The sequence below is a fragment of the Streptomyces sp. NPDC028308 genome, assembly GCF_055565855.1.
In genome coordinates, this window is record NZ_JBVHTO010000009.1 from 332,548 (window position 1) to 354,302 (window position 21,755).

At 72.9% G+C, this 21,755-nt stretch carries 13 protein-coding genes; 8 read left to right on the forward strand and 5 right to left on the reverse strand.

The genetic code is table 11. The features are described 5' to 3' along the window. Positions 1–321: 321 nt before the first annotated feature. A complete protein-coding gene (gene pcrA / locus ACZ4VA_RS22570) occupies positions 322–2,805 on the forward strand; it encodes a DNA helicase PcrA (RefSeq protein ID WP_355784833.1) in 2,484 nt (827 codons plus the stop codon). 99 nt (positions 2,806–2,904) lie between these two features. On the opposite strand, the gene ACZ4VA_RS22575 is transcribed toward pcrA, so the two are convergent. After that, a complete protein-coding gene (locus ACZ4VA_RS22575; RefSeq protein WP_356170073.1) occupies positions 2,905–4,500 on the reverse strand; it encodes a M23 family metallopeptidase in 1,596 nt (531 codons plus the stop codon). A gap of 176 nt (positions 4,501–4,676) precedes the next feature. Beyond that, positions 4,677–5,555: an esterase/lipase family protein gene (locus tag ACZ4VA_RS22580; RefSeq protein ID WP_356170075.1), complete on the reverse strand. Its 879-nt coding sequence runs from the start codon at positions 5,553–5,555 to the stop codon at positions 4,677–4,679. A gap of 493 nt (positions 5,556–6,048) precedes the next feature. Between ACZ4VA_RS22580 and ACZ4VA_RS22585 the strand changes: the two genes are divergently transcribed. Continuing rightward, a complete protein-coding gene (locus ACZ4VA_RS22585) occupies positions 6,049–6,465 on the forward strand; it encodes a cobalamin B12-binding domain-containing protein (RefSeq protein ID WP_355784842.1) in 417 nt (138 codons plus the stop codon). Between the two features lie 346 nt (positions 6,466–6,811). On the opposite strand, the gene ACZ4VA_RS22590 is transcribed toward ACZ4VA_RS22585, so the two are convergent. After that, positions 6,812–8,443, reverse strand: a complete 1,632-nt coding sequence (locus ACZ4VA_RS22590) for a DUF5691 domain-containing protein (protein WP_468082425.1) — start codon at positions 8,441–8,443, stop codon at positions 6,812–6,814. 238 nt (positions 8,444–8,681) lie between these two features. Beyond that, positions 8,682–10,034 (reverse strand): SWIM zinc finger family protein, encoded by a 1,353-nt coding sequence (locus ACZ4VA_RS22595; RefSeq protein WP_356243041.1) that lies wholly within the window; start codon positions 10,032–10,034, stop codon positions 8,682–8,684. Between the two features lie 132 nt (positions 10,035–10,166). Between ACZ4VA_RS22595 and ACZ4VA_RS22600 the strand changes: the two genes are divergently transcribed. The 6 genes from ACZ4VA_RS22600 (at position 10,167) to sucD (ending at position 20,151) form a co-directional block, all read left to right on the forward strand. Continuing rightward, positions 10,167–11,321 carry an ATP-binding protein gene (locus ACZ4VA_RS22600; RefSeq protein WP_355789237.1) on the forward strand — a complete coding sequence of 385 codons (1,155 nt, stop codon included), beginning with the start codon at positions 10,167–10,169 and terminating at the stop codon, positions 11,319–11,321. 164 nt (positions 11,322–11,485) lie between these two features. Beyond that, entirely contained in the window at positions 11,486–14,377 is a 2,892-nt protein-coding gene (locus ACZ4VA_RS22605) for a DUF5682 family protein (protein WP_468082445.1), read from the forward strand. Continuing rightward, on the forward strand, positions 14,377–15,585 hold the full coding sequence (locus tag ACZ4VA_RS22610) for a VWA domain-containing protein (RefSeq protein ID WP_468082426.1): 1,209 nt from the start codon (positions 14,377–14,379) through the stop codon (positions 15,583–15,585). The genes ACZ4VA_RS22605 and ACZ4VA_RS22610 overlap by 1 nt, the downstream gene beginning before the upstream one ends. Positions 15,586–15,737: 152 nt before the next feature. Continuing rightward, positions 15,738–17,174, forward strand: coding sequence for a hypothetical protein (locus ACZ4VA_RS22615; RefSeq protein ID WP_468082427.1), 1,437 nt, complete (start codon positions 15,738–15,740; stop codon positions 17,172–17,174). 892 nt (positions 17,175–18,066) lie between these two features. Further along, on the forward strand, positions 18,067–19,245 hold the full coding sequence (gene sucC / locus ACZ4VA_RS22620; RefSeq protein ID WP_356170089.1) for an ADP-forming succinate--CoA ligase subunit beta: 1,179 nt from the start codon (positions 18,067–18,069) through the stop codon (positions 19,243–19,245). A gap of 21 nt (positions 19,246–19,266) precedes the next feature. After that, positions 19,267–20,151: a succinate--CoA ligase subunit alpha gene (gene sucD, locus ACZ4VA_RS22625; RefSeq protein WP_355794457.1), complete on the forward strand. Its 885-nt coding sequence runs from the start codon at positions 19,267–19,269 to the stop codon at positions 20,149–20,151. 136 nt (positions 20,152–20,287) lie between these two features. Here the strand turns inward: sucD and ACZ4VA_RS22630 are convergent, their stop codons facing one another. Beyond that, positions 20,288–21,715, reverse strand: coding sequence for a sigma factor-like helix-turn-helix DNA-binding protein (locus ACZ4VA_RS22630; RefSeq protein WP_468082428.1), 1,428 nt, complete (start codon positions 21,713–21,715; stop codon positions 20,288–20,290). Between the last annotated feature and the right edge of the window lie 40 nt (positions 21,716–21,755).

Sequence of the window (21,755 nt, forward strand, 5' to 3'; positions counted from 1 at the left end):
CCGGCTGATTGTCCTGACATGTGCGCCTTCCTCGGCGGACGTGGTGTGCGTCTCGTCCGGCCGTCACCCCAGGTGACGGGGTGGTTCCGGACGGCGAGAGCGGCCGGGCGGCGGGGGCGGCACCGGACGGAGCGGCACGCTGCCCGACGGGGCGAAGCGGCGGCCCGGGTACGGGAAGACGGCGGGCCTGGCGAGTGGTGCGGGGGCGATGCGCCTACGAGGGGAGCGGGGCGGCGGTGACCGGCGGGCCGGTCCCGGAATGCGGCGGAGTTCCCGAGGTGGCCGCGGGGTGTCAGTGGGGCGGCCTAGACTCGGAAGGCGATGAGCAGCCTCTTTGACGACAGCTTCCTGGCGGACCTCAAGCCCTCCGGGGCCCACGAGGAAGAGCCCCCGCCGCCGCCCGAGGACGGGACGCCGGAGCACCTCCCGGACGACCTGTTCGGCGGCCGCTTCGACGCGCCCCCGAGCAGGGACGCGTACTACCGCGACGGCGCCGCGCGCCCCGCGGTGGACCCGGCGGCGCTGCTGGACGGGCTGAACGAGAACCAGCGGGCGGCCGTGGTGCACGCCGGTTCCCCGCTGCTCATCGTGGCAGGCGCCGGATCGGGCAAGACCCGCGTGCTCACGCACCGCATCGCGTACCTGCTGGGCGAGCGCCATGTGCACCCCGGCCAGATCCTCGCGATCACCTTCACGAACAAGGCCGCGGGCGAGATGAAGGAGCGCGTCGAGCAGCTCGTCGGCCCGCGGGCCAACGCGATGTGGGTGATGACCTTCCACAGCGCCTGCGTCCGCATCCTGCGCCGCGAGTCGAAGAGGCTCGGCTTCACCTCCTCGTTCTCGATCTACGACGCCGCCGATTCCAAGCGCCTCATGGCCCTGGTCTGCCGCGACCTGGACCTCGACCCGAAGCGCTTCCCGCCGAAGTCCTTCAGTGCCAAGATCAGCAACCTGAAGAACGAGCTGATCGACGAGGAGGACTTCGCCGCCCAGGCCGCCGACGGCTTCGAGAAGACCCTCGCCCAGGCCTACGCCATGTACCAGTCGCGGCTGCGCGAGGCCAACGCCCTCGACTTCGACGACCTGATCATGACGACGGTCAATCTGCTCCGCGCCTTCCCCGACGTCGCCGAGCACTACCACCGCCGCTTCCGGCACGTGCTGGTCGACGAGTACCAGGACACGAACCACGCCCAGTACGCCCTCGTCCGCGAGCTCGTCGGCACCGCCGAGCACCCCGTGGACGTGCCGCCCGCCGAGGGCGACCTCGGGCCCGCCGAGCTGTGCGTCGTCGGTGACGCCGACCAGTCGATCTACGCCTTCCGCGGCGCGACGATCCGCAACATCCTCCAGTTCGAGGAGGACTACCCGGACGCGACGACGATCCTCCTGGAGCAGAACTACCGCTCCACGCAGACGATCCTGAGCGCCGCCAACGCCGTCATCGAGCGCAACGAGAGCCGCCGCCCGAAGAACCTGTGGACCAACGCCGGCGCCGGCGCACGCATCACCGGCTACGTCGCCGACACGGAGCACGACGAGGCACAGTTCGTCGCCGACGAGATAGACCGCCTCACCGACGCGGGCGACGCCAAGGCGGGAGACGTCGCCGTCTTCTACCGTACGAACGCCCAGTCCCGTGTCTTCGAAGAGGTCTTCATCCGCGTCGGCCTGCCGTACAAGGTCGTCGGCGGCGTCCGGTTCTATGAGCGCAAGGAGGTCCGGGACGTCCTCGCGTATCTGCGCGTGCTGTCGAACCCGGAGGACTCCGTCCCGCTGCGCCGCATCATGAACGTGCCCAAGCGCGGCATCGGCGACCGGGCGGAAGCCATGATCGACGCCCTCGCCCAGCGGGAGAAGATCAGCTTCCCGCAGGCGCTGCGCCGCGTCGACGAGGCGTACGGCATGGCGGCCCGCTCGACGAACGCCGTCAAGCGGTTCAACACGCTGATGGAGGACCTGCGGACGGTCGTCGAGTCCGGCGCCGGTCCGGCCACCGTCCTGGAGGCCGTCCTCGAACGCACCGGCTACCTGGCCGAGTTGCAGGCCTCGACCGACCCGCAGGACGAGACCCGCATCGAGAACCTCCAGGAACTCGCCGCCGTCGCCCTGGAGTTCGAGCAGGAGGCCGGTGAGGGCGAGGCCGCGGGCAGCCTCTCCGAGTTCCTGGAGCGGGTCGCGCTCGTCGCCGACTCCGACCAGATCCCCGACGAGGAGGACGGCAACGGCGTCATCACCCTGATGACCCTGCACACCGCCAAGGGCCTCGAATTCCCGGTCGTCTTCCTCACGGGCATGGAGGACGGCGTCTTCCCGCACATGCGCGCACTCGGCCAGACCAAGGAGCTGGAGGAGGAGCGGCGCCTGGCGTACGTCGGCATCACCCGCGCGCGGGAGCGGCTGTATCTGACGCGGTCCTCCATGCGCAGCGCCTGGGGCCAGCCGTCGTACAACCCGCCGTCGCGCTTCCTGGAGGAGATCCCGGACGCGCATCTGGAGTGGAAGCGCACGGGTTCCATGGGACCGGTGTCCTCGGGGCCGGTCTCGGGGGTGGCGGCGTCGCTCTCCTCGTCGCGCTCGCGGTCCGCGGCCTCGGGCGCGTCCGGCTTCGCGACGCGCCGCGGTGTCGCCGAGAAGCCGGTGGTCTCGCTGGCCGTCGGTGACCGGGTCACGCACGACCAGTTCGGCCTCGGCACGGTCGTCGGCGTGAAGGGCACGGGCGCCAACGCGGAGGCGACGGTCGACTTCGGCGAACCGAAGCCGAAGCGGCTGCTGCTGCGGTACGCGCCGGTCGAGAAGCTCTGACGCGAGGCTGAACGGGACACGGCTCGCCCGCGGTTGACGGGCGGGCCGGACAACGACCGCGATTCAGAGACGAGTTGCCGTCCCGGGCGGAGTGGGCGATCAGGTCGGGTCGATGCCGTGGCTGCGGAGCCACGGCAGCGGGTCGATCGCCGAGCCGCCCGCCGGACGGACCTCGAAGTGCAGGTGCGGGCCGGTCGAGTTGCCGGAGTTCCCGGAGAACGCGATCGGGTCGCCGGCCTTCACGGTGGTCCCCGAGGCGACCTTGTACGTCGAGAGGTGGCAGTACCACGTCTCCGTACCGTCCTTGGCGGTCACGATCGCCATGTTGCCGTAGGCGCTGTTCCACTGCGTGCGCACGGTGCCGTCGGTCGCGGCCATCACCGTCGTCCCGTAGGAGACGGGGAAGTCGATGCCGGTGTGCACGGACATCCAGTTGATGCCGGACTGCCCGTAATAGGCGCTGAGGCCCTTCTGCGCGACCGGCAGGGCGAACTTGGGGCGCAGCCGCTCCTTGCGGGCCGCCTCCTCCGCCGCCTTCTTCTTCTCCGCCTCCTGCTCGGCCTTCAGGTCGATGCGTTCCTGCGTCCGGCTGGCGCGGTCGGCGAAGTCGTCGGCGTCCGCGGAGAGGTTGGCGAGCTGGGTGTCCAGCTTGTTGTTGGCGGCGGACGGCTTCACGGATGCCTTCTCCGGCGCCGCGGCCGTCGTCTCCGTGCCGTTGTCGTCCGCGCTCACGCTCACGACGGAGGCGGCGGCGATGCCCGCGACCCCCATCACGCACGCCGAGGGAACGGCCACCGTCAGCAGGGCGGAACGTTTGGCCGGGGCTCGGCGCCGGGATCGGCTTCCGGTGCGCGAAGCCGATCGCGCACCCGGGACGACCGCGGCCGGCGCGGCGACGAGTTCCTCGACACCGTCGAGCAGCAACGACCCCGTAGCCGGGCCGTCCTCGTCGTCGGCCGTGTCGAACTCGGCCTGTCCGTGCTCGGGTTGGTCGAAGGAAACCTGCTCGAACGTGGCCGTCGGCAGCTGGTCGAAGGGCTGGGCCGCCGGCTGTTCGTACGTCTCGGACGGCGAAGCGGCCTGGTCGTACGCCTCGTACGTGTCCTGGCCGCCGTCGGAGTTCCACTGCGTGGCGTCGTACGCACCCGTGTCGAGCACCTGCGTGCCCCACTGCTGCGTCTGGTCGCCCTGGTCCAGCGGGTTGACGTGCTCGGCCTGGTTCCAGGCGGTCGCGTCCCACTGTCCGGTGCCGTCGTGGCCCTGCGACTGCGGCGGGATACCGGCGAGTTGCTGGTAGTCGGTGCCCCAGGCGTTCGTCTCGTAACCGCCGGTGTCGTACGCGGCCTGGTGCTGCCCGGCGTACGGGTCGTAAGTCGTCCCGTGGTCGCCGGCCCCGGGCATGTGGTGGCTTCCCGTGCTCATGGAGGGGTCGCCGGACCACTGCGTGGCGTCGTAAGAACCGGTGGACGCGCTCGCGTCGGCACCCGGCATGTCACCGAAGAGGGGGTCGGTCGCGAAACTCGCGGCCTCGTAACTGCCGCCGCCTGATTGAAATCCGGTGGCGGGGTACCCGTCGTGCGTGGTGAAGTCGCCGTACGGGGCTCCTTGCAGGCCGTACGGCGCGTAGTGCGCCTCAGCGGCATCGGGAGCCGAAGCCGGGGGGTTAACGGTCCCCGACGGGTGACGGTCGTTCACCAACTTCTCTTTCGCCTCGACAACAGGGGCTGGCAGAGCAGTGCGGCGACTGTACCCGGCGGTACGCGGGCGCGACAATCTTCGGCAGGTTTCGTGCTGGCTGGAAACGGGCATTCGGCCGTGTTTCGGGGGACGGCGGGCACGACCTTGGCCTGGCGTTCGATGAATGTTCGATATTAAGCCACGGTCAGACCGCCACTTCGGGCGGCTTCAGGCGCTCCGATCCCCTCGGTCCCTTCCGTCTCTTCGGCGTCGAGCGCCTGGCGTATCCCGGTCGCGACCGCGGGATGGACGGGCAGGGCGAGATGGCCGATGCCGCTCACCTGCACGTTCTGTGCGAGCAGGTCCGGGTGGTCGACGCGGGCGCTCTCCAGCGGGTCCATCAGCTGGTCGAGATCGCTCCAGAAACTCACGAAGCGCGTCCGGCAACCCGGCGCCGGCATGCGCAACTCGTCGATCACCGGCGAGTCGGGGCGCATCTGACGCACGATCGGGTGGGCGTTCATCAGCGGGACGACCCGCGTACCCGTGTGCGGGGTGCCCAGCGTGACGAGCGTACGGATGCGGCTGTCCCCGCCGAGCCGCTGCGCGTAGTAGCGGGCGATGAGCCCGCCGAGGCTGTGCCCCACGACGTCCACCCGTGCGTGGCCCGTGCGCTCGCAGATCTCCTCGATGTGCCGCCCGAGCAGCTCCGCCGCGGTGCGGATGTCACAGGTGAGCGGGGAGTAGTTGAGCGACTCCACGCGCTGCCTGCCGTGCTGCGCGAGGCTGCGGCGCAGCAGTACGAAGACCGACCGGTTGTCGATGAAGCCGTGCAGCAGCACGACCGGGGGCCGGGCGTCGGTCGGCAGCGCGGTGGCGTCCGGTGACGGAAGGGGTGGGGCGGCCCGGCGCTCCTGGGCGATCCCGGACGGATAGAGCAGCAGATGCCCCGCGAGGATCGTGATCTCCAGGGCGGTCGCCTTCAGGAGGGCCGTCGAGAGTCCGGCCAGGCTGCCGGGGAACAGGCGCTGGCAGAGGGGAAGAAAGGGCCGCACTGCCCGGGTGACCTTCATGGCCGACCTCCTGTCGGCACGCCGGAGGACGCCTCTGTCCCCCGTGTGCCCTCATGGAAAGCCGCGGTGCGATGAGTGAAGGTGGTGGCTGAGGTCCCCGCCGCCACGGCGCCCGGCTCGGAGCGCGGTGGTGCGGCCGTACTGAAGCGGCTCTCCTTTGCGTACGCCCCGCTGCGGTGAGTACCGCAGGTCCGCGAGGCCCGTGCGGCGCGTGTGCCGCAGGGAATCGGAGACGTGCGCGGCGAACGTGTCCCACCGTGTGATTTCCCCCTCGCTCTCCACCGTGAAACTGCCGGGTGCGGGATGCTGGCGATAACGTTCGTTCACTTCCCCGGTCCGCGCGGCGCGGGGGCCGGGCCGCAGGGTGCATCCCGTGTGGTGAGCGGCGGTGTGTGCGATATCCGCCCGTATCTACTGGTACGGGTTGTGCGGTGCGGTTTTTCCGCGCAGGTTGTCCGGTAACAGGTTGTGTAGTCGGTTCATGGAGGCAGTGATGGGTGTGGCAGCCGGTCCGATCCGCGTGGTGGTGGCCAAGCCGGGGCTCGACGGCCACGATCGCGGGGCCAAGGTGATCGCGCGGGCGCTGCGCGACGCCGGTATGGAGGTCATCTACACGGGCCTGCACCAGACCCCCGAGCAGATCGTGGACACCGCGATCCAGGAGGACGCCGACGCGATCGGCCTCTCCATCCTTTCCGGGGCCCACAACACGCTCTTCGCGGCCGTGATCGCCCTCCTCAAGGAGCGCGAGGCCGAGGACATCAAGGTCTTCGGCGGTGGCATCATCCCCGAGGCGGACATCGCGCCCCTCAAGGAGAAGGGCGTGGCCGAGATCTTCACGCCGGGCGCGACGACGGCGTCGATCGTGGACTGGGTGCGCGCGAACGTACGCCAGCCGGCGGGCGCGTAACGGTCACCGGCGGGGGCCAGGTCTGACGGGCCCCGGCCGGCCGGGCCGGAGGGCTGAGCCGGTCCGTGAAGTCCGGCAGAGTCCAGCAATGGCGGCTCCGGTGGGCTGCGCGGTGCGGGCTCTCCGGCGGCCGAGCTCTGGCGGGGCGGCCCTGCGGGGCTGTGCCTGACGGCGCCCTCTGCCGGTCGGCGGGGTGTTCCTTCGCCGGGGCGCTACGGGTCGTGACGTCCTGGGGCGGTGCCTTCTTGATGCCGTAGGACCTCCGTGGTGCGCGGCTCGGACTGCGGCGGGGGTGCGGAAAGGCACTTTCGTAGGCGTACGGGTCCGGGCGTGGGCGGCGTGCCGGTCACGAGGTCGGTCCGGCGGGGGCCGTGAGCTCCGCGGACATCGTGGCCCGCAGGCGCAGGGTGGTCGTCAGGCGCTGGAACGCCTCGGCCCAGTAGCCGCCGGCTCCGGGGGAGGCGTCCTCCGGTTCGTCCGGGACGGCGGTGAGGCCCTCCAGGCGTCCGGCCTCCGCCGGATCCAGGCACCGCTCGGCAAGGCCCATCACCCCGCTGAAGCTCCACGGGTAGCTCCCCGCGTCCCGCGCGATGTTCAGGGCGTCCACGACGGCCCGGCCGAGTGGCCCGCTCCACGGCACCGCGCACACACCGAGCAGCTGGAACGCCTCGGACAGTCCGTGGGTGGCGATGAACCGGGCCACCCAGTCCGCCCGCTCGGCGGCACCCAGCGTCGCGAGCAGCTTCGCCCGCTCCGCCAGCGACACGGCGCCCGGTCCGCCCGCCTCCGGAGCCGACGGCGCACCGAGCAGTGCCCGGGACCAGTCGGGGTCTCGCTGCCGCACCGCCGCCCGGCACCAGGCGGCATGCAGCTCCGGTCGCCAGTCGTCCGCCACCGGCAGGGCCACGATCTCCTCCGGCGTACGTCCCCCGAGCCGCCGGGACCACGTCCGCAGCGGGGCCGACTCCACCAACTGGCCGAGCCACCATGACCGTTCGCCCCGTCCCGCCGGAGGCTTGGGCACCACCCCGTCGCGCTCCATGCCCGCGTCGCACTGGTGCGGTGCCTCGACCACGATCGCCGGCACGCTCCGCGTGCGGTCCACCGCGACGCACGAACCGGCACGGTCCGCCATCCGGGAGGCGAGCGCGGAGGCGGGCAGCGCGGACAGCAACTCCGCCGCGGTGGCGCGCACGTTGCGGCTCCGGTCGGCCAGCGCCCGCTCCAGGAACGGCTCGTCCGACGCGTCCAGGCCCGTCCGCAGCGAGTCGAGGAACATCAGACGGTCCTCCGCGCGCTCCGTCGCCCACGTCGTCGACAGCAACTCGCGCGCGGCCGGCGGGTCCTGCGCCCGGATCGCCGAGAGCAGCGCCACGCGTTCGGCGAAGAGTCCCTCCTCCCACAACTCCCGTATCCGCTCCGGTTCCCCGGGGCCCGGCAGTGACGCGCCTCCGCCGGGCGCGGCACGCAACGCGAACCGCCAGTCCGGGTTCAGCCGCGCCAGCCACAGCGCACGCGGACCCGCGAAGGCCAGGGCGGCGGGCCTGAGGTCCGTGCGGCCCCGGGCGGCGTCCAGCAGCGCGGGCAGCGCCTGCGGGGGCGGGGCGAAACCGCGCGCGTTCGCCAGGGCCAGCCACTGGGGCAGCAGCTCCATCAGGTCCGGCGCCGCCCCTCTGCGGCCCCCGTGACCCGACCCCGGCCGGTCGGCCAGCAGCATCGCGAGGCGTCGTGCCGCGGCGGGCGGCAGCGGACGGCGAGGATCGCCCGCCGCCCGGTCCAGCCGCTCGGCGGCACGCGCGGGTCGCAGCCCTGCCCGGCGCCGTACGGTCTCCACGGCCGCCGCGTCGAGGAGGGCCGCCGGAGCCTCCCGTCCCGGCGTCCACCCCGGTGGCGTACGCCGGTCGGTCCCGAGCAGTGCCGAGGTGACCAGTTCCTCCCAGGCGTCACCGGCGGGCGCGTCTGCGGGCGTCCTGTTCATGAGCGTCCTTCCGGTGACGAGTCGGTCGTGAACTGGGCTGCATTACGGGGGTCGGTGGTACGCGGATCGGTCGTGAACGGGTCCTCTTTACGGAGGGTGGGCGTGCGTGGAGCGGTGGCGAGGTGGTCGTCTGGGCGCGGGGTGGCCCGACGAAGGCGCGTACGCAGGGTGGCCGTACGCGGGTCGGTGTCGACGTGGCCATCCGTACACGGGGCGGTCCGACGAGGGCTCGGGTGGGTCAGCACAGGGGCACCGCCTCTCCGGGGCCCTCGGGCCAGGCCGTCAGAGGGGTGAAGCCGCGGTGGCCGAACTCGCCGAAGACCGTGACCGGAGCGCCGCCGGACAGCGAGACCAACCGCCACAGCCCCGCTCGGGCCACGGCGGACGGCGTCAGGGGCAGCGCCAGGTCGCCGTCCACGTCCGCCAGTTGCCACGAGTCGCCGGCCGGGGTCGGCACGACCCGGTCCAGCGTCACCGGACAGGAGTCCAGCCAGGGGTCGGACCGCAGCGCCTCGCCGTAACGGGCGGTGGCCTCGGTCGTCGTGACGCCCGGCGGACGTATCCGTGTGGGGACCGGGGGCGTGAACTGCTCAGCCAGCGCCACCCGCCCGCTGCCGCCCCCGGAGTACGCCGACAGCTCCGCCTCGAAGGCCAGCCCGACCGGCAGCGCCAGTTCCGGTGCGCGTCCGGCCGCCCCGTAGGAGAGGAGCAGGGCGGTGCGGCCCGACCCGGTGCCGTACAGCCAGATCCGCCGCGTCGTCAGCGCCCCCTCCGACGTGTCGTACTGGGCGAGGACCAGCCAGTGGTCCCGCTCCGGCGGGCCGTCGGCGGAGGCCGGCAGCCCCACCCGGGAGCGGACCGTCGCCGCCAGCTCGTCCGGCAGCCCCTCGCGGCGCAGCCAGCCACGGTCGAGGAGGTGGAGCAGCGCGCACTCCTCCAGCAACCGCACCGGCCAGCCTGGACCCGACGCCGGGATCGCCCCCAACTCCCGCACCCGCGAGGCGAGACCGGGCGCCTGCGCGTCGACCATGCGCGCCGCCGTCTCCTCCCACATCCCGTAACCCGCCTGCTCGGCCTGGGCGAGACCGCCGCGCAGCAGATCCGTCAGACGCTGCTCCAGCTCCGTCGCCCCCGCCGTGATCCGCTCGGCCCGTCGCTCCGCGCGGCGCCGGGCCGCCTCCGGATCGCCGGTGCTCGGGGAACCTGCCGTCCCCTCAGCTCGTTTCTCCTCCGCGCGCTTTCGCCTCCCCTCAAGCCACTGCCGGGCCCACTCCGGCGCCGGCCCCCGCGGCACCGTGCCGTCCTGGCCCGCCCAGAGCAGCAGCAGGCCGAGCGCGTGCTTGCACGGGAACTTCCGGCTCGGGCAACTGCACTTGTACGCCGGCCCGGCGGAGTCCGCCACGTCTATGACCGTCTGATACGGCTTGCTGCCGCTGCCCTTGCACAGCCCCCACACCGCCCCCTCGCCCGAATCGCCCGCCTCCGACCACGGTCCGGCCGACCCGAGCCTGCTCCCCGCTTTGCGTGACGCGGCGTCAGGCGCCAGTGCCAGCACCTGATCCGCAGTCCAGCGCACCCCCTGCTGAGTCATGACACCGAAGGTAGATCCCGCCACTGACAATCGGCCCTCGCGACGACGTTTGCGCAGGTCAGAGTGCATTGTCAGTGGCGTGGTGCACGGTTGACCCAGATCGAACCGGCCGAGCTGGAGGGGGACCGAGCCATGTCCGTGTCCGTAGACCCGTCATCCGTCAATCCGTCCGCGGCGGAGCTCGCGGCACGGCCCGCGGAAGAGGCGGGCGAGGCACTGCGGCCGCACGCCGAGACCGCCTTCGCCGCCGAACTCGCCGCGCTGGCCGCGCAGGACGACCGGCCCCGGCCGGCCCGCTGGCGGATGTCGCCGTGGGCCGTCGCGACGTATCTGCTCGGCGGCACCCTGCCGGACGGCACGCTCATCACGCCCAAGTACGTGGGGCCGCGCCGCATCGTGGAGGTGGCCGTCACCACCCTCGCCACCGACCGTGCCCTGCTCCTGCTCGGCGTGCCGGGCACCGCGAAGACGTGGGTGTCGGAGCATCTGGCCGCCGCCGTCAGCGGCGACTCGACCCTGCTCGTCCAGGGCACGGCGGGCACGCCCGAAGAGGCCATCCGCTACGGCTGGAACTACGCCCAGCTGCTCGCCCACGGCCCGAGCCGGGACGCGCTCGTACCGAGCCCCGTCATGCGCGCCATGGCCGAGGGGATGACCGCGCGGGTCGAGGAGCTGACCCGCATCCCCGCCGACGTCCAGGACACGCTGATCACGATCCTGTCCGAGAAGACGCTGCCCATACCGGAGTTGGGGCAGGAGGTGCAGGCGGTTCGCGGCTTCAACCTCATCGCCACGGCCAACGACCGGGACCGCGGGGTGAACGAGCTCTCCAGCGCGCTGCGCCGCCGGTTCAACACCGTCGTGCTGCCGCTGCCCGAGAGCGCCGAGGCCGAGGTCGACATCGTGTCGCGCCGCGTCGACCAGATCGGCCGATCCCTCGATCTGCCGGCCGCGCCCGAGGGCATCGACGAGATCCGCCGTGTCGTCACGGTCTTCCGTGAGCTGCGCGACGGCGTCACGGCCGACGGGCGCACGAAGCTGAAGTCCCCCAGCGGCACGCTGTCCACCGCCGAGGCGATCTCCGTCGTCACCAACGGCCTCGCCCTGGCAGCGCACTTCGGCGACGGTGTCCTGCGCGCGGGCGATGTCGCCGCCGGCATCCTCGGTGCCGTCGTGCGCGATCCGGCGGCCGACCGGGTCATCTGGCAGGAGTACCTGGAAGCGGTCGTGCGGGAGCGGGACGGCTGGAAGGACTTCTACCGGGCGTGCCGGGAGGTGAGCGCGTGAGCGGGTCGCCGGGGGAGGCCGAGCCGGAGGTGAGCGTCGCCGGGGAGCGCGACGGAGCGCCCGCGGGCCGGGGGGAGAGCGCGGAACCGGTGAGCTCCGATCGGGGCCTTGAGACGACCTCGGAGGGACTGGACGGGGGTCTGTCCCTCCGAGGCCGGGGACCGTTGCTGCTGGGGGTGCGGCATCACGGGCCCGGGTCGGCGCGAGCGGTGCGGGCCGTACTGGACGAGGCCCGGCCCCGGGTGGTCCTGATCGAGGGGCCGCCCGAGGCCGATCCCCTGATCCCGCTCGCCGCCGACCCCGCCATGCGGCCGCCCGTCGCGCTGCTCGCCCACGCGGTGGACGAACCCGGACGGTCCGCGTTCTGGCCGCTCGCCGAGTTCTCCCCGGAGTGGGTCGCCATCCGCTGGGCCGTGGAGCACGGCGTCCCGGCCCGCTTCATCGACCTGCCCGCGGCGCACACGCTGGCGTGGGGGAGGGAGGAGGCGGAACCGGCGGGGGAACCGGACGCGGTGGGGACCGGGGCCGGGGCGGAGCCGGACGTGGAGGCCGAGACTCCGGTCGGGGCGGGCTCCGGGAGCGGTCGCGGAGGCGGGGGCGAGGCGGGGGCCGGGACCCCGAGGGACTCTGTGGCCGGGACAGAGGGGGATCCCGGGACCGGGGCCGAGGGGGACCCCAGGACCGGCACCGAGGGGGATCCCGGGGCCGGGGTTGAGGGGGAGTCCGGGGCCGGGGTTGAGGGGGAGTCCGCGGGTGAGCCCGAGGCCCAGGCCGAGGAGGGGGGCGATATCGGGAGCGGGGTCGGAGACAGGGACGAGGCACTGCGTATCGATCCGCTCGCCGTGCTGGCGGAGACCGCCGGCTACGACGACCCCGAGCGGTGGTGGGAGGACGTGATCGAGCACCGGAGCGGGGCGGGCGCCGATGTGTACGCGCCGTTCGCCGCGCTCGGCGAGGCGATGACGGCGTTGCGGGAGGAGTACGGGGTCGGCGGGCACGACCGGGACCTGGTGCGGGAGGCGCACATGCGGCTCCAGTTGCGCGCGGCGCAGCGGGAGTTCGGGGACGCGGTGGCCGTGGTGTGCGGGGCGTGGCACGTGCCCGCGCTGCGCGAGAAGCGCACCGTCGCCGCCGACCGCGCCCTGCTCAAGGGGCTGCCCAAGGTCAAGGCCGACATGACCTGGGTGCCGTGGACGCACCGCCGGCTGTCCCGGGCCAGCGGGTACGGCGCGGGCATCGACTCGCCCGGCTGGTACGGGCATCTCTTCAGCGCGCCGGACCGCCCAGTCGAGCGCTGGATGACGAAGGTGGCCGGGCTGCTGCGCGACGAGGACCGGATGGTGTCGTCCGCTCATGTCATCGAGGCGGTGCGGCTGGCGGACACGCTCGCCGCGATGCGCGGTCGTCCGCTGCCCGGGCTGACCGAGACGACCGACGCCGTGCGCGCCGTGATGTGCGAGGGCTCGGACGTGCCGCTCGCGCTCGTGCACGACCGGCTGATCGTCGGGGACGTCCTGGGAGAGGTGCCGGAGTCCGCGCCCGCGGTCCCCCTCCAGCGCGACCTGACCCGGCTTCAGCGCCGGCTGCGGATCAAGCCGGAACCGCTGGAGCGCGAGCTGGAGCTGGACCTGCGCAAGGAGACCGACGCGGGGCGCAGCCGCCTGCTGCACCGGCTGCGGCTCCTGGGCGTCGGCTGGGGCGAGCCCACCGCGTCGCGCGGCAGCACGGGCACCTTCCGGGAGACCTGGCGGCTGAGGTGGGAGCCGGAGCTGTCCGTGCGGGTCGCCGAGGCCGGGGTGTGGGGCACGACCGTCCTGTCCGCGGCGACGGCGAGAGCCGAGTCGGACGCGGTCGCCGCGAATTCCCTGGCCGACGTCACGGCGCTCGCCGAGCGCTGCCTGCTGGCCGAACTGCCGGACGCGCTGCCGGTGGTGATGCGCGTACTGGCCGACCGTGCCGCTCTCGACGCGGACGTCGGCCATCTGGCGCAGGCGCTGCCCGCCCTGGTCCGGTCACTGCGCTACGGCGACGTGCGCGGGACGGACACCCGTGCCCTGACCGAGGTGGCGGCGGGTCTCGCCGAGCGCGTGTTCGTCGGGTTGCCGCCCGCCTGTGCGGCACTCGACGCCGAGGCCGCCGAGGAGATGCGGCGCCATGTCGACGCGGTCCAGGGGGCCGTGGGTCTGCTGGCCGAGGCTCAGGCCGGCGCACGGCGGGAGGCGGAGCCCGGGGAGACGCGGGGGCGGGAGCGCATCCGGGACCGCTGGCACCAGGTGCTCGGCGTGCTGTCGGGACGGGACACCGTGCCGGGGGTGATCCGGGGGCGTGCGGTGCGGCTGCTGCTGGACGGCGGGGAGTTGGGGCAGGAGGAGGCCGCGCGGCTCATGGGACTCGTGCTGTCGCCGGGGACGGCACCGGCCGACGCGGCTGCCTGGATCGAGGGTTTCGTCGGTGGCGGCTCGGGCGGCGGAATGCTCCTCGTGCACGACGAACGCCTGCTCGGGCTGGTGGACGCGTGGCTGACGGGGGTGCCGGCCGAGGCGTTCACCGACGTACTGCCGCTGCTGCGGCGCACGTTCTCGGCGTACGAGACGGGGGTGCGCAGGACGCTGGGGGAGCTGGTGCGACGGGGGCCAGGGGCGGGGGCACGTGTCTCCGCCACCGCCTCCGCCGTCCCCGGATTCGCGGCGGACCTCGACACCGGGCGGGCGGACGCCGTACTGCCGGTGCTGCGGCTGCTGTTGGGCTCCGGTGAGCCCGGTGAGCCCGGTGAGCCCGGTGGGCCCGGTGGGCCCGGTGGGCCCGGTTACTCCGAGGCGGGCGGCGGTGTCCCCGGGGCCGACAACCCGCACGGCTCCGAGGGCACGCGCACGGGCACCCGCCAGGGCGGCAGTACGAGCACCGGCGGCAGCGCGTACGCCGCCAAGAGCGCGCCCGCCGACGGCAGTACCGGCGGTGGCACCGGTGCGAGCGCCGGCGACCGTACGAGCGTCGGCGCCGGAGCCGGTGTGAGCGTCAGCGACAACGGCAGCGACAACCTCAGGGGGGTGGCCTGATGGCCGCGGCATCGACGAACGGGGTCGAGTCGGAGGGGGCCGGGGACGCGGCGGCTGCCGGCACCGCCGCCGACGAGCGGTTGCGGCGCTGGCGGCTGGTCCTCGGGGGAGACGCGGCCGACGGGACCGGGCGCGCGCTCACCGGTCAGGACGCGGCGATGGACGACGCGCTTGCCGCGCTGTACGGCAAGGGCGACAAGGCGCCGTCGGGACGCGAGCGGACCGCGGGGCTCGGGGCGTCGGCGCCGTCCGTCGCACGCTGGCTCGGGGACATCCGGACGTACTTCCCGTCCTCCGTCGTCCAGGTCATGCAGCGCGACGCCATAGACCGGCTCGGACTGGCCACGCTGCTCCTCGAACCGGAGATGCTGGAGGCGGTCGAGGCCGACGTCCACCTCGTGGGCACGCTGCTCTCCCTGAACAAGGCCATGCCCGAGACGACGAAGGAGACGGCACGGGCCGTCGTACGCAAGGTCGTCGAGGACCTGGAGAAGCGGCTCGCCACCCGCACCCGGGCGACGCTCACCGGCGCCCTCGACCGCAGCGCCCGGATCAGCAGACCGCGCCATCACGACATCGACTGGAACCGCACCATCGCGGCCAACCTCAAGCACTACCTACCCGAGTACCGCACGATCGTGCCCGAGCGGCTGATCGGCTACGGGCGCGCCTCCCAGTCCGTGAAGAAGGAGGTCGTCCTGTGCATCGACCAGTCGGGGTCGATGGCGGCGTCCGTCGTGTACGCGTCCGTCTTCGGGGCGGTCCTCGCGTCCATGCGGTCCATCGCCACCCGGCTCGTCGTGTTCGACACGGCCGTCGCCGACCTCACCGATCAGCTCGACGACCCGGTGGACGTCCTGTTCGGCACCCAGCTGGGCGGCGGGACGGACATCAACAGGGCGCTGGCGTACTGCCAGTCGCAGATCACCCGCCCGGCGGACACGGTCGTCGTCCTGATCAGCGACCTGTACGAGGGCGGCATACGGAACGAGATGCTCAAGCGGGTCGCCGCGATGAAGGCGTCCGGGGTGCAGTTCGTGACGCTGCTCGCGCTGTCCGACGAAGGAGCGCCCGCCTACGACAGGGAGCACGCCGCCGCGCTCGCGGCGCTCGGAGCACCGGCGTTCGCGTGTACGCCCGACCTGTTTCCCGAGGTGATGGCGGCGGCGATCGAGAAGCGGCCGCTGCCGATACCGGACAACACGTGAGGAGGGTTGGATACCGGTCATGAGTACCCATCGGTAACAGGGGGCTTGCGCAACCTCCGCACTCCCGTGCGAGTATCGGCATCTTCTTCGAATTCGGTGGTGTGTGCGCCATGTTCTGCACCGCACCGCCGAATTCTGCCCAGTTCCGCCGCATGGGAGATCTTGCCGTCGTGGCCCTGCCGGTCGCACCGCCCTTCCCCGGTGCCGCTCTGCGCGTGATGCGCACGGCGGCCGGGCGGCGTGCGCTGCAACTGGGCCTGCTCGTCGGTGGTTTGTCCGCACTCGGGTTCATCGGCGGGGGACAGGCCCACGCCGCGGACGCGTCGTCTCCGGCGGTACCAACCGATGTGGTGCGGTCGGTGCAGGGTCCGTTCACGCTCACGTCCCCGCGTGACGGCGTCGAGTCGGTGGGCGACACGGTCGCGCGAGCGGTCGGGGGCGTGCTGGGGGAGCCGGTCCGGGCGCCCGGCACCCCGGCCCACCGCCCGGACCCGTCGACGGTCTCGGCAGCCCACGCCGCCGCCCCACTGACCTCGACCGCGCCCAGGCATCGAGACGCCGCGCCCACTGGCACCACCGCGCAGGTGACCGACCTCCCCGCCACTGCGATCGCCAGTCCCTCCGCCACCGCGACCGCCACCGGCTCCGCCTCCATCACTGTCAAGGTCGAGCGGCCGGAGTCCCGGACCACCCCCAGCGCAACGCCGTCCGCCCAGACGGCGCCCGCCACGGACCCGGCGCCGCCCGCCACGGACGCGGCCTCGCCCGTCAGTGACGCCCCCCAACCCGCGCCGGACGCCCCGCGGCCCGTCACCCATGTCCTCCAGCCGGTCACGGACGCCGTTCCGCCGACCGGCGATGTCCTGCACCCCGTGACCGACGCTCTTCAGCCCGTCACTGGCGCCCTCCGGCCCGTCACCGATGCCCTTCAGCCCGTCACCGGCGTTCTTCAGCCCGTCACCGGAGTCGTGCAGCCCGTCGGTGATCTCGTCGGGGATGTCGTCGGGACGGTCGTCGAGGGGCTGGGGGAGGTTTCGGCGCAGTTCCCGGCGTGGCCCGAGGAGCCGTCCGGCCCGTCGGTGCCTTCGGTGCCCGGACTCCCGGAGCTTCCCGGACTCCCGGGGCTCCCCGAGACGCCTGAGCTGCCCGCTCTGCCGGGCGCGGACCAGGTTCTCCCCGCCCCGGCACCCGCCCCCGGGTCCCCGCAGGAGCCGGGGGCCCACACGGACCGGCCGGGCACGGCTGGGCACGGGCTCGACGAAGCGGGCGTCGGTGCGGCGGTCGCGTACGGGCCGAGGGCCGGCACGGCGGTCGTGGGCGCCGTGGGAAGCGAAGGACAGGTGAGCGGGCGGTACGCGGACGGCGTACGGACCGTGCCGCTGCCCTCGCACCAGGCGCCCGACGGCGACCCGGCCCATGTACTCAACAACGGTTCGGCGGCCGACGGCGGTGCCCCGCGTCACGCTGCCGCGCACGCCGTCACGTCGGACCTGCGGGCCCCGCTGCGGCTGGTGCCCGGCGCCGCCGTGGCCGACATCGTGACCGGAACCCGGGACAGGCACCGGGACATCCCCGAGTTCCCCGGCTAGGACAGCCCGCCGTCCCACGCGGCGACCGTCGCGTGGGGAGGGAACGGGTCTGCGCTCGCGGGAGTCGGCGCAGGTCGGCCGACGGTTTCGTCCTCACTCCGGTGACGGTGACGGTGACACTTCCGGTGTCGGTGTCGGTGTCGGTGTCGGTGTCGTGTTCACGGCAGGACCGCACCAGTCACCCGGAGGACGTTCGCCAGGCCCCCTGCGACACCTGCGGCTCACCAGCGGCTCACCTGCGGAAACCGCCGTACCGGCGGCGACCGAGGCGACCGCGGCAGCCGCGGCACCCGCAGGACAGCGGCCACGGCGGCGTCCGACGCCCCGTCCCGTCCGATCCCGCTCAGCCCGGCCGGCCCCTCCCCACCGTCCCGGTCCCTCGTGGGCCGGTCCGTCCCGAAGCACGGCGTCGACGAGCGGCGCGCGACCGGCGAACAAACGCCGGGGCGTGTCCGTCGTACGGCGTCCCACCGACCCCGCGGGGGCGAGAACCCGGACGGCCGAAAGCCGTCGGTCCGTCCACCGAGCCCCCCGCGGCCAGGCCCGCACGGTCCCCATTGGGGTGGGGACCGGGCGAGCCGGGCCTCTCGAAGCCGTCGAGAGGCCGGGACCTCCGAAGCCGTCGGAGGCCTTCCCAGGGGTCTCACCGGGCCAACCCCAGCCCGGTGAGACCCCGCCCCTGGCACAATCTGTGACAGGTATCACCGCTCAGGTGTGATCTGCGATTTAGGGACCCAAGGCGAGCGGCGATAACCTGCGGGACGGACATGCCGCGCGCTCGGACACCGTGTGCGCCACCCTTGTGACAGCGGACGTCACGTTGCCCTTCGCGGCACGCCCACGGAGATAGCAGACCGCAGAGCGGCGAGATCACTGATAGGGACGGACGCGCGTGGACCTGTTCGAGTACCAGGCGAGGGACCTCTTCGCCAAGCACGGTGTACCGGTGCTGGCCGGTGAAGTCATCGACACGCCTGAGGCAGCCCGCGAGGCGACCGAGCGTCTTGGCGGCAAGTCCGTCGTCAAGGCCCAGGTGAAGGTGGGAGGCCGTGGCAAGGCCGGTGGCGTGAAGCTGGCCGCCACCCCGGACGAGGCCGTCGCCCGGGCGACGGACATCCTCGGGATGGACATCAAGGGCCACACGGTCCACAAGGTGATGATCGCCGAGACGGCCCCCGAGATCCTCGAGGAGTACTACGTCTCGTACCTCCTCGACCGCACCAACCGCACCTTCCTGGCCATGGCCTCGGTGCAGGGCGGCATGGACATCGAGGAGGTCGCGGAGAAGACCCCCGAGGCCCTCGCGAAGGTCCCGGTCGACTCCAACGAGGGCGTCTCGATCGAGAAGGCCCGCGAGATCGTCGCCCAGGCGAAGTTCCCGGCCGAGGTCGCCGAGAAGGTCGCCGAGGTCCTCGTGACCCTCTGGAAGACCTTCGTCGCCGAGGACGCGCTCCTCGTCGAGGTGAACCCGCTGGCCAAGGTCGCCTCCGGCGACATCCTGGCCCTCGACGGCAAGGTGTCCCTGGACGCCAACGCCGAGTTCCGCCAGCCGGAGCACGAGGCGCTCGAGGACAAGGACGCGGCCGACCCGCTCGAGGCCGCGGCCAAGGCCAAGAACCTCAACTACGTGAAGCTCGACGGCGAGGTCGGCATCATCGGCAACGGCGCGGGTCTGGTCATGTCGACCCTCGACGTCGTCGCGTACGCCGGTGAGGCCCACGGCGGCGTGAAGCCCGCCAACTTCCTCGACATCGGTGGCGGCGCCTCCGCGCAGGTCATGGCCAACGGCCTGGAGATCATCCTCGGCGACCCGGACGTCAAGTCCGTGTTCGTCAACGTCTTCGGCGGCATCACCGCGTGCGACGAGGTCGCCAACGGCATCGTCCAGGCGCTGCAGCTGCTCGCCGACAAGGGCGAGGAAGTCACCAAGCCCCTGGTCGTCCGTCTCGACGGCAACAACGCGGAGCTGGGTCGCAAGATCCTGTCGGACGCCAACCACCCGCTGGTCCAGCGCGTGGACACCATGGACGGCGCGGCCGACAAGGCCGCCGAGCTCGCGGCCGCGAAGTAAGGGATAGAGGACCAGACCACCATGGCTATCTTCCTCAACAAGGACAGCAAGGTCATCGTCCAGGGCATGACCGGTGCCACGGGCATGAAGCACACCAAGCTCATGCTGGCCGATGGCACGAACATCGTCGGTGGCGTGAACCCGCGCAAGGCCGGCACCTCCGTCGACATCGACGGCACCGAGATCCCGGTCTTCGGCACGGTCGCCGAGGCGATGGAGAAGACCGGCGCCAACGTGTCCGTCCTCTTCGTGCCGCCGGCGTTCGCGAAGGCCGCCGTCGTCGAGGCGATCGACGCCGAGATCCCCCTCGCGGTCGTCATCACCGAGGGCATCGCGGTGCACGACTCCGCCGCCTTCTGGGCGTACGCGAAGGCCAAGGGCAACAAGACCCGCATCATCGGCCCGAACTGCCCCGGCCTCATCACGCCGGGCCAGTCCAACGCCGGCATCATCCCGGGCGACATCACGAAGCCGGGCCGCATCGGCCTGGTCTCGAAGTCCGGCACGCTGACGTACCAGATGATGTACGAGCTGCGTGACATCGGCTTCTCGTCCGCCGTCGGCATCGGTGGCGACCCGGTCATCGGTACGACGCACATCGACGCGCTCGCCGCGTTCGAGGCCGACCCCGACACCGACCTGATCGTGATGATCGGTGAGATCGGTGGCGACGCCGAGGAGCGCGCGGCCGACTTCATCAAGGCCAACGTCTCGAAGCCGGTCGTCGGTTACGTCGCGGGCTTCACCGCGCCCGAGGGCAAGACCATGGGCCACGCCGGCGCCATCGTCTCCGGCTCCTCCGGCACGGCCGCCGCGAAGAAGGAGGCCCTCGAGGCCGCCGGTGTCAAGGTCGGCAAGACGCCGACCGAGACGGCGAAGCTGGCGCGCGAGATCCTCGCCGGCTGAACTCCGGCCGTGTTCGGCTGAGTCCGGCATGAACACCGGGTGGGCCCGTACCCCTGTCGGGGTGCGGGCCCACCGGCATGTCCGGCCCACCGGACGGGCGGCCTCGGCGGTGTCCCGGTGTCCCGGTGTCCCGGGGTCACCTGCCCTGCGGGACGAGTCTTCCCGGGCCGTTCTCGGTCTCCGACCTGAGCTTGGTGCGCAGGTCCAACTCCTCCTGGGAGAGCGTGCCGGGGGCCGCGCGCGGCGGCACCCCCCGCACCGTCTCGCCCGGGGACAGCGGGGGCTCGTAGTGGTCGGGGGCGGTGGCCAGGGTCAGCGTCGTGGTGGTGACGAGGAGCGTGGTGACGGCGATGGCGGCGCGGGTCCAGCTGCGGGCACGGCGTTCGCTGCCGGTGCGCACCGCCACCGGTTTGGCCGCCCGCAGCCGTTCCGAGCCGGCCAGCGCCGCGAGGCGGCGGTGCAGTTCCTCGGGCGCCGAGAGCTCCGGCAGGTACGTGGCCATGGCCTCCCGCGCGTGCAGCAGCCGGTTGGCCGTCGCGGGGGTGCTCGCCTCCGTCTCGGCCGCGGTCTCGGGCAGGTCGAGGCCGACGCCGTCGTAGAGGAGCAGGGTGCGCCGGTAGACGGGCGGCAGTTTCAGGACGGCGGCGAGCAGCGCGCGGTCGGCCGGGTCGGCGGGTGGTGCCTCGGGATGCCGGTGGCGCAGCCGCAGCCGGTGCCAGGGGGAGAGCGCGTACTCGTACGCCGTCGCCCGCACCCATCCGGCCGGATCCCGGTCGACGGCCACCTCCGGCCAGCGCTGCCAGGCCACTTGGAAGGCCCGCTCCACGGACTCGCGCGCCAGCTCACGCCGCCCGGTGAGCAGATACGTCTGCCGTACGAGGGCGGGGGCGCAGAACTCGTAGAGGGCGTCGAACGCCTGAGTGGGCGTCAGAAGCCGTTGGCGGGACGGGGGTTCGGAGTCCCCGCCGGAATCGCCCTCGCCCTCCACCGGAACGCCGGCCGGATCGTCCGGGTCCCCCTCGCCGGTGTCCCCGTCGCTGCCATCCCCACCGCCGGTGACTGGTCCGTCGGTGTCCTGGTCGTCACGGTCCCCGCCGTCAGCGTCGTCGTGGCCGTCGGTGCGGTCCTCGCCGTCACGGTCTCGGCCGTCAGGTTCGTCGCCGTCAGATCCCTTGCCCTCAGGGCCCCGCCCGTCCGCGCCCGCGTCCTGCCCGGCCGGCGAGGATGTGGTGCCGACTGATCCCGCACCGTCCGTGTCCGTCGACACGAGGGCGTCGCCGACTGTGCCGGCGGGCACGAGGACGAGCTGGGACCGCTGGACCCGCTCGCCAGTGTCGTCCGCCACGGACTCGGGCGCGCACCCCGCCTCCTGTTCGGCCAGCAGTTTCGCGTACGCCTCCCGTTTGCGGCCGCGCGGCGCCGAGCGCCCGCTCTCCCAGGCACGCACGGTCTCGCGGCTCACGCCCAGGCGGGCCGCGATCTGTGCCTGGGTCAGCCCGGCCGCCTCACGCAGGCGTCGGCGCCGCTTGGGGGACGGAAGAGGGGTGGCAGGACTCTGCGTCACCGGGCGCCCCTTCGTGCGAAAAAGTACATAAACGTATATT